Raw genomic sequence first — 13,188 nt, 5'->3', positions numbered from 1 at the left:
CCCTGACCGCGCTCGTGTCCCAGTCGCCCGACGCGGCGCTCGTGCTGCTGCCGCCGGGGTCGACGCCGCTCTACCGGATGCACTGCGTCCTGCACGAACTCGGCCACCTCGTGCGCGGGGACACCGGCGTGCCGGTCCCGCGGACCCAGCTCGACTTCGCCGCGTGGTCCGCCGGCGGCACCGTCTGCCACCGCTCGGTCGACGACGTCCAGCACACGCTCCCCGCACCCGCGGGTTCGTCCCTGCAGGGTGACGACGAGGAGTTCGCCGAGACCTTCGCGTACGAACTGGCCACGGTCCTCCTGTCCGGCACCGTGGGGGGCGGACGAGCGGACCTACGGCTAGTGGGGGGTCCTGCACGCCCTGGCGTTCTGGTGTGCCGCGGCGAGCTTCGCGATCCGCGCGCCCTCGATCGGACGGAACCCGCACGGGCGAGCGAGCTGGGCGGCCACCGGGGTGGGCGCGCTCGGGTTGCTGACGCTCGGCGCGGTCGTCCCGCAGCGGGACCTGGACGCGCTGCTCGGCGGCACCAACGTCGTGAACCTCGTGCAGAACCTCTGCGCGACGACGGCGTTCTGGTTGCTGTTCCGCGGCAGCGTGCGTGACGTCGACCGGCGTCCGGCACTGGCGCACCCGCTCGCCCTGGTGGCGATGCTCGTGTCCTTCACGGTGCCGTTCCTGTTCATCCGGGACCGCGGGGACACCGTCTTCACCTTCATCGTGGACGAGATCGACCAGACCGCCACCTGGCTGTACGCGTGCATCTACATGGCGTGTGTCGCCGCGATCACCGCCACCACCCTCGCCCGCGGAGTGCTCGGCAGCCGCGGGGCGCTCGTCGTGTTCCGGGTGGGGCTGTCCCTCGTCGCGATCGCGAGCGTCGAGGAGATCGCGTCCCTGACGGCCGACCACTTCGTGCTCGGGCCGGTGCTGCTCCGCGACGTCCTCCGGACCGCGTTCGACCCGCCGTTCTACCTGGGGATCGTGCTCATGGTCGCCGCGATGGCGTCGATGACCGTCCGGCGATGGGCCCGGGAGGCCCGGCTCCGCGGACACCGCATCCGTCTCGCCCGCATCGCCCGCCGCCTCGACCTGCGCGCACGCAGACGGCGAGGCGGTCTCCAGGTGCGCACCTACGACCTGCTCATCGCGATCCGGGACGCCGAGGTCCAGGGGCGGGAGCTCACGCCCGCGGAGACGGCGTCCGTGCGGTCCGCGGAGCTCATGCTCGCGAAGGACCTAACGGGGTGAGGCGGCGGGGTGGGGCGGCAGGGCCGCTGGCGTGTGACATGTCCCGCCTGGTAGCATGGGTGTGCTCGTTGCGTTGAGCTCCGAGAAGTGGACCCGAGACCCATCCGGACGGTTGTGGCGCTCGGGTCTCGCGTCTTCCCGGGCGTCACCGCGCGACGGTCCGGCAGTCGACCAGGTGGGTCACCCGGCGCCTCCAGTCCCCGCCCTTCGCCCATGCCGAGGCGAGCGCATCGGGCAGGGCGAGGAGGGGCTCCTCGCGAGCGGTGGCGTGCCGGTGCCGCAGCTGCGCTCCCTGCTGGTGCAAGGTATCGATGATCTGTCGGCGATCCCGGCGCTCCAGGGTCTCGTCACGCTCCAGACACAGCCCTGAACAGCCGGATCGCGTGAGGTCGATCACCAGTGCTCGGAGGCACGCCGCTCGACGGTCGACCTCGGACCGGCCGTCCTTCGGAGCGCGGTGGATGGTCGTCGAGGACGGGATGCTCGCGATTGCGTCCAGGATCATGCGACGACGCCCGTCGCTCTCCTTCGCCATGTGGAGGCGGTGCTGCCCCGGCAGGACGAGCGACCGGACCAGGTTCCGGGCTGCTCCGACGTCCCCGGGTTCGAGGAGCGTCGCTGCGAGCAGGTAGTCGCGCGCCTTCGACTCGTCGGCGAACGCCGCTCGTCCGGTCCCGCTCGTTGCTCGCACCGCCACCCTCCTCGCGGCGCAACACTCTACACATCACCGGAGTGGGTCGGAGGTGCACCCCGACGGGGTCACTGCCCGGTGACGGCCCGGCGGATCTGCTCGACGGGGACCTTCGGTGACCGGTCGGCGTTCAGCAGCCCGTTCGCCTCCTGCATCGTGTCCGTCAGCTGCGTCCAGCACGAGCCGGCGAGGAAGGTGCTGGCGCGGACGGCGTCGTGCAGCGCGGTGATGCGCTCGACCCAGTCGTCGCCGTCGGTGGCGGTCGTGTAGCCCCAGCCCTCCTCCCGGCGCCCGCCCGACTGGTGGCGCACCCCGCCGAACTCGGTGAGCATCACCGGCTGCCCCTGGTCCACGGCCCCGCCGACGAACTGTGGGTGGCCGGACGGGGCGAGTCCTTCGAGGGCACGGGTGCGGGCTGCGTCGTCCGCGTAGGTGCGCGCCAGCACCGCACCGTCGCCCTCGTAGTCGTGGATCGTCACGATGTCGGTGTCCTGCTGCTCCCAGCCGTCGTTCCCGATCACGGGGCGGGATGGGTCGAGCGCGCGCGTCAGGTCGACGAGGGCGCGGGAGTACGCCTGCTGCGCCGGGTCGGACACGACGTGCTGGATGCCCCACGACTCGTTGAACGGGACCCAGGTGACGATGGACGGGTGCGAGGCGTCCCGTTCCACGGCCGCGGTCCACTCCGCGGTGAGACGGCGGACGGCGGTGGGGGGAGAACTCGTACGCGGCCGGTGCCTCGCCCCACACCATGAGGCCGAGGCGGTCCGCCCAGTGCAGGAACCGCGGGTCCTCGATCTTCTGGTGCATCCGTGCGGCGTTGAACCCCAGGGCCTTGATGAGTTCGACCTCCTGGCGGTGGGCGAGCGGGTGCGGTGCGGCCAGGTGCGACTCCGGCCAGAACGCCTGGTCGAGCACGCTGCGCACCGGGTACGGCGCACGGTTGAGCAGGAACCGGCCACCGCCGACGCCGACGCTCCGCATGCCGAGGTAGCTCGACACCGCGTCGAGCACGTGGCCGTCCTGGTCCACGAGGGTGAGCACGGCGTCGACCAGGCGTGGGTGCTCGGGCGACCAGGTCAGCTCGTCCTCGGCCTGGCCGTTGCGCTGCCGTGCGACCGGCACCGTCACGTCGAGGGTCGGCCGGCTCGCGGTGGCGTCCCAGTCGGTGGTCCCGAGGTCCTCGTCCCGTTCGTCGAACCGCAGGGCGACCCGCAGCCGCGATCCGGCCGGCACGCGGCCCCGGAACCGGACTGTCAACGCGGTCGCCGTGGGCCCCGCCGGCGACCACCGGAGGGAGCTGATCGCGGTGCGCGGCACGGCCTCCAGCCAGACCGGCTGCCAGATGCCGGTGGTGCGGCGGTACCAGATGGCGTGCGCGTCCTCGTGCCAGTCCTGCTTGCCGCGGGGGGAGGGTGACGTCGGCGGGGTCGTCCTCGGCGCGGACGACGAGCAGGTGGTCGGTCACGCCGTCGGCGCCGTCGGTCAGCAGCGCGGTGACGTCGAACGAGAACGGCGTGTGCCCGCCCTCGTGCTCGCCGACGAACCGGCCGTCGATCCACACCTGCGCGCGGTGGTCGACGGCGCCGAAGTGCAGCACCAGGCGGGGGCGTGCGGTGCCGTGGCCGGCTGCCTCGAGTTCGGCGCGGCCGATCGTCCGCGCGTACCAGACCACGGGGTGGAACCCCGGGTCGCCGATCCCGGACGCCGGGGACTCTGGCGGGAACGGCACCGTGATCGCGCGGGGGGGCCGGGAGGCCCGTGGCCCATCCCGAGTCCGCTCCGGAGTCGTCGTCGTCGTACCGGAAGGACCAGGTGCCGCTGAGGTCCGTCCAGTCGCGGCGGAGCATCTGCGGTCGGGGGTACCGGCCGTCCTGACGACTCGCGAGGGGGGAGGTCGGTGACGTCGACGGGGACCGGGGAAGCGACGGTGCTCATGGTCGAGCAATTTACAGCGCTGTAAACGCAGCGTCAACGGTACGGTGAGCGCGTGGGCCAGGTCACGCTGCAGGACGTCGCGGAGCACGCCGGCGTCTCGATGAAGACCGTGTCCAACGTGGTCCGCGGGTACCGGCACGTCAGCGACGCCATGCGGGAGCGCGTGCAGCGGTCCGTCGACGAGCTCGGGTACCGGCCGAACGTCTCCGGGCGGAGCCTCGCCACCGGACGGACGAACATGCTCGCGTTCGCCTTCCCCGACCTCCGCCGTCCGTACTTCGCCGAGCTCGCGCACGTGTTCTCCCGCGTGTGCGCCGACCGCGGGTACCAGCTCCTGCTCGAGGAGACCGCCGGAGCGCCGGGCGGCGAGCTCTCCGCCGTCCGTGGGCGTGAGGCGGGCGTCGTCGACGGCGTCGTCATCCACCCCCCAGGTCCTCACACCGGTCGAGATCGACCGGGCGCGCGGGGACACCGCCGTCGTGTTCTTGGGCGAGGACGTCCGACCCCCCGGGCGGCGACCTCGTGGCCATCGACAACGTCCTGGCCGCGTCCGAGGCCGTCGCGCACCTCGCCGCACTCGGGCGACGCCGCATCGGGTTCCTCGGGCACGAGGTGGGCGAGCAGTCCCGCACCTCGGCCTTCCGCATGGAGGGGTACCGCGACGGCCTGGCCGCTGCCGGCCTGCCGTTCGACCCGTCGCTGTGCGTGCCGCGCGAAGTCGGCGACGCCCGCGGGGCCGAGCAGGCCTTCGGACGCGCGCTCGACCACGGCCTCTCGATCGACGGGCTGCTCTGCCGGGACGACCTCGCCGCGGTCGGCGCCCTCCGTGCGATGCGGTTGCGCGGGCTCGAGGCGCCGCGCGACGTCGCCGTCGTCGGGTGGGACGCCATCGGCCTCGCCGCGAGCCTGGTGCCGAGTCTGACCTCGGTCGCGCCGGACACCGTCGCGCTCGCCGAGGCGGCACTCGACCGGTTGCAGGAGCGCATCGCCGGTCGGCCGGGCGAGGGGCGTGCCGTGACCGTCGGGCACCGGATCCTGGTCGGGGAGAGCGCGCCCTACCCGGACGGGTCCGTCGACTGACGGGAGGCCCCACCCGAGTAGACCGGGAGGTGCTCAGTCCTCGTCGTGGCCGGATCCGCCCTGCTCTCCGCGTCGGCCACGGTGGCCGGGCTCGCCCTCGTGGTCGACGACGCGGTCCAGCCACTCGGCGAGGACCGACCGTTCGGCCGGGGACAGGGCCGTGAGGTCCGGCGCGACCGACCGGAGGGTGAGCGCGGCCGTCCGGGTCGCGGACGGCCCGTCCGGCGCCGCCCCGCTCGGGTCGGGCGTGCAGATCTGCGTCATGACGGCCGCGAACGCGGCGTCGGCGAGGGCGGGGTCCCGCTCGCCCTCGGGCTCCTCGAGGAGGGTGAGCACGGCGCCCGTGCCGGCCGCGTGCAGGAGCCGGACGGCGTCGCGCTCGCGGACCGCGAGCCTCCCGGCCGCTGCGACGCGGCGAAGACGGTCCTCGAGCAGGCGGAGCCCCGCGGCGACGGCCGGTGACCCGTTGCCCCGTCGCGGGTCGCTCATGATGACGAAGAGGTCGGGGTTGTCGAGCCCGAAGCCGATCGTCAGGTCCCAACCCGTGCGGAGGTCGGCGACGGGGTCGACCTCGTGCTCGGCGGCTGCGTGGACGGCATCGGCCTTCGTCCGACCGAACTCGGTCATCGCGTGTTCCGCGACGGCGTCGAGCAGGCCGTCCTTGTCGCCGAACAGGCGGTAGATCGTCGGCGGTTGCACGTGCGCGCGGTCCGACACCGCCCGGGTCGTGACACCGGCCGCTCCGTCCCGGCGCAGGAGTTCCGCGGCGGCGGTCACGATCCGGTCGCGGACGTCGGCGCGGGGCACGGGGGGCATCGGGCATGGATCAACGATAACGACTCCTTGCTACCGCTGTGTTTCCGGTGGTACGTTCGTTCTGTTACCACCGTTAGCACGAAGGAGGCATCGATGATCACCGTCACCGGAGCGACCGGCGCCCTGAACGGCGCGACGACCGACCACCTGCTCGAGTGGCTGCCCGCATCGGAGGTCACCGTCGTCACCCGTGACCCGGCCCGAGCCGCACGGTTCGCCGAGCAGGGCGTCACCGTCCGGCAGGGCGACTACGACGACCCCGACGGACTGCGGTCCGCCTTCGCCGGTGCCGACCAGCTCCTGCTCGTCTCGTCGAACGACCCTGCCGGCGACACGATCGGCCAGCACCGCAACGCGGTCGACGCCGCGGTGGCAGCCGGGGTCGGACGGGTCCTCTACACGAGCCACCAGGGAGCCGGTGCCGGCTCGCCGTTCCTGCCGGCCCGGCACCACGCCGCGACCGAGGACATGCTCGCCGCGTCCGGGCTGCCGTGGACCTCGCTGCGGAACGGCTTCTACGCGCACAGCATCCAGTGGATGACCGGACCGTGGCAGGCCACGGGTGTCGTGTCGGTACCGGCCGACGGGCCGGTGTCCTGGACCGCCCGCGAGGACGCCGCCGAGGCCGCCGCGCAGATCCTCCTCGCGGCGGAACCCCTCGACGGCCCGGTGACGCTCACGGCGAGCGAGGCACCGACGTTCGAGGACCTGGCGCGCACCGCCGCAGCGGTGTCCGGTACGCCGGTGCGCTTCGAGGTCGTGGACGAGGACGAGTGGGTCGCCCGCGCGGTCGCCGGCGGACAGGACGAGCGCATGGTGCGCTTCCTGCTCGGCATGTACCAGGCGGCGGCGCAGGGCCGGTTCGCGGGCACGGACCCGCTGCTCCGCGACCTGCTCGCGCGGATGGTGGCGGCCTGACGGACCGCGGCGAGCCCGTCGTCAGCGCCCGTCCGGCTGCACGCTCCCCAGCAGCTCGACCAGGGCGCTCCGCAGGGAGTCCGGCAGCCCGACCGTCTCGAGCTCGACGATCCGGTCGGCCCGCGGCACGTCGCGGTCCACGATCTCCCACGCGGTGAGCTTCTCGGGGTTCCCGGCCTGGGCGCGCTCGAGCAGCTCCCGCGCGGCGTCCCGTGCGTCGACGCCGACCGACGGGGGACCGGCCAACGTGAGGAACGCGCCCTCGTCGGTGGGGACGTCGAGGTCGACCGAGAACCGGTCGGGCCGGACGACCGCGGCCTCCTGCCCGGCGGCGGGCGACCCGAGGAACGTGACGCGCCACCGTCGACGGACCGGGACGACGTCGACGTCCCCGACCGCCGCGTCGACGCGGAACGAGGCGGTGTCCCGGTCCCAGGTGAGCGTCGTCCGGCAGGCACCGGTGCCGTCGGCGCCGGAGGGTCCCGCGGATCCGCCGGTGTCCTCCTGCCCGGACGTGTCCTCGCGGTCCTCGACGAGCGTGAAGCTGCCGGAGGCCCCGGGCGCGACGAGCACCTCGAGCGCGGCCGGGTTCACCGTCGCGTCGACCTCCTCCGGTGCGGCGAGCGGCAGGATCCCGCCGGCCCGCAGCAGCACGGGGATCGTGTCGAGCGTCCGGTGCAGGTCGACGAAGCGGTCCCCGGCGTAGGTGGTGCCCGTGAACACGTCCGTCCAGGTCCCGGCCGGCAACCAGGCGCGGGCGTGCCCACGCAGGGTCACCGGGTCACGCGGTTCGACGATCGGCGCGACGACCAGCTCGGTGCCGAAGGCGTACTCGTTCGGGACGCGGTACGCCTCGTCCCGGTGCGGCTCGAGGTGGTACATCGGCCGGACGAGCGGGGTGCCGTCCGCGGCGAGGTGGTTCATGGTGTGCAGGTACGGCACGAGGCGGTGCCGGAAGCGCAGGGCGTCGCCCATCGCCGCCCGCGGTTCGGCGGGGAAGACCCACGGCTCCTTGCGGATGAAGGGGTTGTTCGCCGAGTGCAGGCGCATGATCGGCGAGAACACGCCGAACTGCACCCACCGTGTCGCGAGTTCGTCGTCCCGGACCCCGCGGGTGTGCCCGCCGATGTCGTGACTCCACCACGGGTAGCCGATGTTCGCGGCGGTGGCGGTGAACTCCGGCTGGAACGCCAGGGACGCCCACGAGACGACGGCGTCCCCGGAGAACCCGACGGCGTAGCGGTGGCTGCCCGGTCCGGCGTAGCGGGAGAACGTCATGCCGCCGCCGCCGTCACGGGCCGAGTCGAGCAGGTGGAAGTGGTTGAGCACCCAGAGCGGGTCGACCCCCCGGGACGGAGGACGTCCGGCCCTGCTGCCAGTCGATCCACCAGAAGTCGACGCCCTGCTCCTCGAGGGGACGGTGCAGCACCTCGAGGTACGCGCGGAGGAAGTCCGGGTCGGTGGGGTCGAACGGGATCGCCTGCTCGGTGTCCGGGTCGACCCCCATCGCCGCGGCCATCGCGGGGTAGGCGTCCTCGAACGCCCGAACGCCGTCCGCGGGGTGCAGGTTGAGCGTCGTGCGCATCCCGCGCCGGTGCAGCTCGGCCAGGAACGCTGGCGGGTCGGGGAAGAGCGAGGGCTCCCACGAGTAGCCGGTCCAGCCGTTGCCGAACCGGGACGGGACGGACTCCACCCGGTGCCAGTCCATGTCGATCACGGCGACGGAGAGCGGCAGGCGCTCCTCGTCGAACCGGTCGAGGAGGGCCAGGTACGACTCGTCCGAGTACGGGTGGTAGCGGCTCCACCAGTTGCCGAGCGCCCACCGGGGCATCAGGGTCGGCGGCCCGGACACCGCGTGGAACGCCCGGAGCGCCGCGGCGTAGTCGCGCCCGTACGCGAAGACGCTGACGTCCCGCCGGCCGGGGACCCGGCTGCCGACCCAGCCGTCGTCCTCGAACAGGAACGACTCGCTGTCGTCCAGCATGACGATGCCGTCGCGCGCCAGGACGCCGGACTCGAGCGGCATCCGCCCGTCCACGTCGTCGAGGGTGCGTCCGGTGCCACCCAGGTCACGGGCCTCCTGGCCGTAGCGCCAGCGGTTGGCGTCGGGTCCGGAGGTCTCGACGACCAGGCCGGCCGACGAGAACGGCCGCCCGTCGTACCGCAGGGTCGCACGGTCGGTCGTCACCTCGACGCCCGCGCCGCGGCGCAGCACCGTGTACTCGGGCACCTCGAGCCGCCGGCGCACGGCGAACGTCGAGGCGCGGTCCTCGAAGCCGCCGTCCTCGCTCCACTCGACCCGGAACAGGCCGTCCTGCAGGACCGTGACCCGCCAGTGGTCGCCGTGCACGACGGCCTCGGCGGAGGCGACGGGGTCGGATCCGGGGGAAGGGGCGGATGGTGGGCAGGGGGGCCGGGAGGGGGGTGTGGTCACGCTGGTGGTCCTGTCTCGGCCGTTCCGGCCGGTGTCGGTCTGGAGGCTCGGTTCAGCTCTTGACGGCGCCCTGCGTCACGCCGCTGATCACCCAGCGCTGCGCGAACAGGTAGACGATGACGGTCGGCGCCATCGCCATGAGGTACGAGGCGAACGCGACGTTGTAGTTCGTGCCGAACTGGCTCTGGAAGATGTTCTGCACCACGGGCAGCGTCTGCAGCCCCGGGTCCGCGGTGATGAGCGACGGCATCATGAAGTCGTTCCACGAGGCGAGGAAGGCGAAGATGCCGACGGTCGCGTTCATCGGTCCGAGCAGCGGCAGGATGATGCGCCAGAAGATCTGCCACGTGGAGGCGCCGTCGATGCGGGCGCTCTCCTCGAGTTCGACCGGGATGGAGCGCAGGAACGCCGAGTAGAGCAGCACGCTGAACGACAGTTGGAACATGGCGTGCAGGATCGCGACGCCGATGGGGTTGTCGAGCGAGATCATCGCGGTGAGCTTGATCTGGGGGGAGCGCCACGACCGGGAACGGCAGGAACATCGCCGCGAGCAGGTACACGAACGACCAGCGGAAGAAGCGGCGGTGCCAGTTCCGGACGATGGCGTACGAGGCGAACGAGCTGAGCAGGAGCGTCGCGACGACGGTGAGTGCGGCGACGCCGAGCGACACCGAGAACGAGACCGGGAAGCGGGTGAGCGCCCACGCCTCGGCGAAGCTCGCCGGGTTGAACGGGGTCGGCAGGGACAGCGCGTTGCCGTCGACCGCCTGCGCGCTCGTCTTGAACGCCATGGCGACCGTGACGTACAGCGGGACGAGGACGGTCAGGGACGCGAGCGCCAGGATGATCGTCAGCGGCCAGTTGACGCGCTCGAGGCGGCGGCGGCGCGGCTGGTCGGGGGCGGTGCGGGCGGCTGCGGTGGCCGGGGACCGGGTGTCGATGGCGCTCATGCGAGTCGGAGGTTCCTTCCGCGCGTCACTGCGAGCTGCAGGACCGAGATGAGGACGGTGATGATGAAGAAGACGGTCGCGTTGGCCATCTGGTAGGCGTAGTCACCGCTGGTGAAGCCGGTGAAGATCGTCATCGCGACACTGCTCGTCGCGGAGCCGGGCCCGCCGTTCGTCAGGCCGACGATGACGTCGTAGGCGCCGAGGTAGCCCTTCACGCCGAGCACGGTGTTGATGACGATGAAGCCACCGATGAGCGGCAGGGTGATCGACCGGAGCTGCTTCCACGTCCCGGCGCCGTCGAGGGAGCTGGCCTCGTACACGTCGGCCGGGATCGAGGTGAGTCCGGCGGTGTAGATGAGGAGCGCGCCCGGGATGGTCTGCCACGCCGAGACGATGACGATGGCGAGCCACGCCAGGTTCGGGTCGCCGAGGATGCTCTGCTCGAGCGGGCCGAACCCGACCGACGTGGCCAGGGCCGGCAACGTGTTCGAGAACAGGTAGTTGAAGACGTAGGCGACGATGATGCCGGACACGACCATCGGGATGACGAACACCGACCGCAGACCCGCGGCGAAACGGACCCGCTTGGACAGGGCGATGGCGAGCGACAGCGCGATCGTCTGCGTGACGATGACGGTCACCACCGCGAAGCCGAGCGTGAACCCGTACGACCCGAGGATCGCCGGGTCGGACACGAGTGCGCGGTAGTTCTCGATGCCGAGGAAGTGCCACTGCCCGAACCCGAGGTAGTCCGTGAAGCTGTAGAAGATGCCGACGCATGCCGGCGCGACGACGAACGCCGTGAACAGCACGAGGGCGGGCACGAGGAACAGGTAGTACATGCCCTCGGTGCGGTGCAGAGAGCCGACGCGGCGGTGGACGCGGGTCGCTGCGGTGGCGGGGCCGGGACGGGGGTCCTCGGTCTCGGGGGGTCAGGGGGGGTCTGCATGGTCATGATCGCTCCTGGGGTCCGGTCCGGCTGTTCCTGGTCGCGCCGGTCAGACCGTCGCCGAGCGGCCGGCGAGTCGTCGCCAGTCGGTGTCGAGCCGCCGCAGCATCGAGTCGAAGTCGCCGCTGCGGATGGCGGTCTGCAGGTAGTTGCCGAGCGGGATGGAGGTGGGGATGAAGGTGCCGGCACCCTGGTAGAACGCGCCGTCGTCGACGTACTGCTGCAGCCCCTCGAGTCGCTCGTCGGTCTGCGGGGGGAGCGTCCTCGGTGGTCGAGAACGCCAGGTTGTCGCGGTTGTAGGCGTTGATCACGTCGGGCTGCATGAGGAACTCGACGAGCTCCTGCGCCTGCTCGAGGTGCGGGGTCGTGGTGGGGATCCACAACCCGAGGTCGATGTTGACCCGGGCTCTGCGGTCGCCCGGGTCGTTCGAGACGGGCAGGGCGAACGTGCCGACCGGCAGTCGGTCGTCCACCAGGGCGATCTGCCCGAGCGCCCACGGTCCCTGCAGGTACATCGCCGCCTTGCCCTGCCCGAAGGCGAGGTTGCCGTCCGCGTAGGACCGGGTGGCGTGGTCGGGGTTGAAGAACGACGAGATGGTCTTCGCGCGCTCCATGGGCAGGGCGAAGTCCTTCTCGAACGACACCTCGGCGTCCGGCCCGACGTCGGTCCCGAGGGCCTTCATCTTCCGGAAGAACGAGCCGGTGTCCACCAGGCTCCCGACCGAGTAGTCGAACAGGCCCTGCCAGAGTGTCCAGGTGTCCCGGTCGGTCGCGTACACCGGGGTGATGTCGGCCTTCCGGAGCGCGGTGCAGACGTCCACGAACTCGTCCCACGTGGTCGGGACCGGCAGGCCCTGCTCGGCGAAGATGCGCTTGTTGTAGATGACGCCGGCCGCCGCGAGCGAGAACGGCAGCACGCTGGTGCGGTCCTCGTACTTCGCGTACTGGTTCGTCAGGCCGTCGATGCTCTTCCGCACCCGGCCCGCGGACGGCAGGTCGCTCAGGTCACGGAGCACACCACGTTCGATGTAGCGCGCGAGTTCGAGGTTGTCGTTGAAGCAGCCGACGTCCGCGGGCTCACCGCGGACGAACTGCGGGGCGATGGCGCCGGTGCTGTCGTGCACGACGCGCATGCCGGGGTTCTCCCGCTCGAAGCGGCGGAGCAGGTCGTCGAAGTAGGCGATGACCTCCTGCTTCTGCTCGTAGAAGCGCAGGGTGCTGCCACCCGCCGCGGTGCTGCCTGCCGAGGGGGCCGAGCACCCGGCGAGCGCCAGCGTGCCGAGCCCGCCGACCGTGCCGGCGAGGAACCCGCGCCGACTGAGTGCCGTCCGTGCCGTTGTGCTGCCCATGACCATGGTCACTCCCTTTCGCGCTCCATCGCGCCAGCCCAGTTTTACAGCGCTGTAAACGCAAAGTCAACGCCGAAGTCGCGTTCTCCGGGGAGGGTCAGGGGGAGGGACGAGCCGCGGGGCTCCGGTGCGTGCTGGAGCTCCTGCCGCAGGGACCGGACGGCCCGCATGAGCTCGTCCTGCTTCCGAGCGCTGGCGCCGAGCGGCGATCCCAGCGCGGGGCGCGCGATCACCCCGAGGCGTCCTGCCCCCGTGACGAGGGCGAGCGACCAACCGCTCTGCCCGGTGATGGTCCTGCGCTCGTCGGGTTCGACGTCGCGGAGGTCAACCCACGGGATCTCGACGACGGGCTCGGCCTGGTCGGGTGTCCACGCGTGCAGCCCGACCTCGTCGACGGTCCAGAGCGCCGGTCGCGCCCGACGGCGGGGAGCGATGCCGAACGCGGCGAGGTCACCGCGGAGGTTCACGTGTGCCGGCAGGAACAGGCGCGGCCGCACCTGCCACGCCCGGGCACGGGCCAGCGCGGCACGGTCGCGACGGCGGTACCGGGCGGTGCCGACCGCGAGCGCGACCGCGGCGAAGAGGAGGAACCAGGGCAGCAGCCAGCCCCGACTGCTGCGGCCGTCGCCGGACCCGACACCGACCCCGCTGGAGAGCTCGAGCGCGATGCCGGCGAGCCCGAGCACGCCGAGGACCGCGACGGCGACGACGGTCTTCCGTACGGGCGGGAAGGCGCCGTCGCGGAGTCGCTGCATCCAGGGTTCGGGGACGGAGGTCATCTCCCCAGCCTGGCAGGGGGGATGGCCACCCGT

11 protein-coding genes and 3 pseudogenes are annotated in these 13,188 nt (G+C 72.2%); 3 read left to right on the top strand and 11 right to left on the bottom strand.

The window, feature by feature from the left end; translation table 11 throughout:
* Positions 1 to 456 precede the first annotated feature (456 nt).
* Positions 457 to 1,251: a hypothetical protein gene (locus DEJ15_RS15935; protein WP_284175262.1), complete on the top strand. Its 795-nt coding sequence runs from the start codon at positions 457 to 459 to the stop codon at positions 1,249 to 1,251.
* Between the two features lie 145 nt (positions 1,252 to 1,396).
* Here the strand turns inward: DEJ15_RS15935 and DEJ15_RS15930 are convergent, their stop codons facing one another.
* From DEJ15_RS15930 to DEJ15_RS15920, 4 genes and pseudogenes are all read right to left on the bottom strand, one after another.
* Positions 1,397 to 1,942, bottom strand: coding sequence for a hypothetical protein (locus DEJ15_RS15930; RefSeq protein ID WP_146232900.1), 546 nt, complete (start codon positions 1,940 to 1,942; stop codon positions 1,397 to 1,399).
* Between the two features lie 68 nt (positions 1,943 to 2,010).
* On the bottom strand, positions 2,011 to 2,883 hold the full coding sequence (locus DEJ15_RS15925) for a glycoside hydrolase family 2 TIM barrel-domain containing protein (protein ID WP_284176242.1): 873 nt from the start codon (positions 2,881 to 2,883) through the stop codon (positions 2,011 to 2,013).
* Positions 2,884 to 2,977: 94 nt separating this feature from the next.
* A pseudogene (locus DEJ15_RS19775) lies at positions 2,978 to 3,067 on the bottom strand (hypothetical protein); the annotation flags it as partial.
* A 397-nt stretch (positions 3,068 to 3,464) separates the two neighbouring features.
* Positions 3,465 to 3,617, bottom strand: a pseudogene (locus tag DEJ15_RS15920) (hypothetical protein); the annotation flags it as partial.
* Between the two features lie 785 nt (positions 3,618 to 4,402).
* Here DEJ15_RS15920 and DEJ15_RS15915 point away from each other — a divergent pair.
* Positions 4,403 to 4,960: a LacI family DNA-binding transcriptional regulator gene (locus DEJ15_RS15915; protein ID WP_284175261.1), complete on the top strand. Its 558-nt coding sequence runs from the start codon at positions 4,403 to 4,405 to the stop codon at positions 4,958 to 4,960.
* Positions 4,961 to 4,993: 33 nt separating this feature from the next.
* On the opposite strand, the gene DEJ15_RS15910 is transcribed toward DEJ15_RS15915, so the two are convergent.
* On the bottom strand, positions 4,994 to 5,776 hold the full coding sequence (locus DEJ15_RS15910; protein ID WP_284175260.1) for a TetR/AcrR family transcriptional regulator: 783 nt from the start codon (positions 5,774 to 5,776) through the stop codon (positions 4,994 to 4,996).
* A 93-nt stretch (positions 5,777 to 5,869) separates the two neighbouring features.
* On the opposite strand from DEJ15_RS15910, the gene DEJ15_RS15905 reads away from it, so the two are divergent.
* A complete protein-coding gene (locus DEJ15_RS15905) occupies positions 5,870 to 6,694 on the top strand; it encodes an NmrA family NAD(P)-binding protein (RefSeq protein ID WP_110825935.1) in 825 nt (274 codons plus the stop codon).
* Positions 6,695 to 6,715: 21 nt separating this feature from the next.
* Here DEJ15_RS15905 and DEJ15_RS15900 read toward each other — a convergent pair whose 3' ends face one another.
* From DEJ15_RS15900 to DEJ15_RS15875, 6 genes and pseudogenes are all read right to left on the bottom strand, one after another.
* The gene (locus DEJ15_RS15900; RefSeq protein WP_284175259.1) at positions 6,716 to 8,023 is read right to left on the bottom strand and encodes a TIM-barrel domain-containing protein; all 1,308 of its coding nucleotides are present in this window, start codon (positions 8,021 to 8,023) and stop codon (positions 6,716 to 6,718) included.
* Positions 7,986 to 9,044 carry a TIM-barrel domain-containing protein gene (locus DEJ15_RS15895; protein WP_284175257.1) on the bottom strand — a complete coding sequence of 353 codons (1,059 nt, stop codon included), beginning with the start codon at positions 9,042 to 9,044 and terminating at the stop codon, positions 7,986 to 7,988. Before DEJ15_RS15895 ends, DEJ15_RS15900 begins: the two co-directional genes overlap by 38 nt.
* A 136-nt stretch (positions 9,045 to 9,180) precedes the next feature.
* Positions 9,181 to 10,078 (bottom strand): annotated as a pseudogene (locus tag DEJ15_RS15890) (carbohydrate ABC transporter permease).
* On the bottom strand, positions 10,075 to 10,920 hold the full coding sequence (locus DEJ15_RS15885) for a carbohydrate ABC transporter permease (RefSeq protein WP_110899799.1): 846 nt from the start codon (positions 10,918 to 10,920) through the stop codon (positions 10,075 to 10,077). Before DEJ15_RS15885 ends, DEJ15_RS15890 begins: the two are co-directional and overlap by 4 nt.
* Positions 10,921 to 11,029: 109 nt before the next feature.
* On the bottom strand, positions 11,030 to 12,376 hold the full coding sequence (locus tag DEJ15_RS15880) for an ABC transporter substrate-binding protein (protein WP_284175256.1): 1,347 nt from the start codon (positions 12,374 to 12,376) through the stop codon (positions 11,030 to 11,032).
* 44 nt (positions 12,377 to 12,420) lie between these two features.
* Positions 12,421 to 13,155, bottom strand: coding sequence for a hypothetical protein (locus DEJ15_RS15875; protein WP_284175255.1), 735 nt, complete (start codon positions 13,153 to 13,155; stop codon positions 12,421 to 12,423).
* Positions 13,156 to 13,188: the final 33 nt, after the last annotated feature.

Source organism: Curtobacterium sp. MCJR17_043, assembly GCF_003224315.2.
In the GTDB taxonomy this organism is placed as follows: Bacteria; Actinomycetota; Actinomycetes; order Actinomycetales; family Microbacteriaceae; genus Curtobacterium.
The sequence above is the reverse complement of the archived record's forward strand: the minus strand, read 5'-3'. Positions and strand labels throughout refer to the sequence as shown.

Bases quoted from the DNA above. Each gene is read 5' to 3' on its own strand.
- DEJ15_RS15885 (WP_110899799.1), bottom strand. From the start codon at position 10,920: ATGTACTACCTGTTCCTCGTGCCCGCCCTCGTGCTGTTCACGGCGTTC.
- DEJ15_RS15910 (WP_284175260.1), bottom strand. From the start codon at position 5,776: ATGCCCCCCGTGCCCCGCGCCGACGTCCGCGACCGGATCGTGACCGCC.
- DEJ15_RS15875 (WP_284175255.1), bottom strand. From the start codon at position 13,155: ATGACCTCCGTCCCCGAACCCTGGATGCAGCGACTCCGCGACGGCGCC.
- DEJ15_RS15880 (WP_284175256.1), bottom strand. From the start codon at position 12,376: ATGGGCAGCACAACGGCACGGACGGCACTCAGTCGGCGCGGGTTCCTC.
- DEJ15_RS15905 (WP_110825935.1), top strand. From the start codon at position 5,870: ATGATCACCGTCACCGGAGCGACCGGCGCCCTGAACGGCGCGACGACC.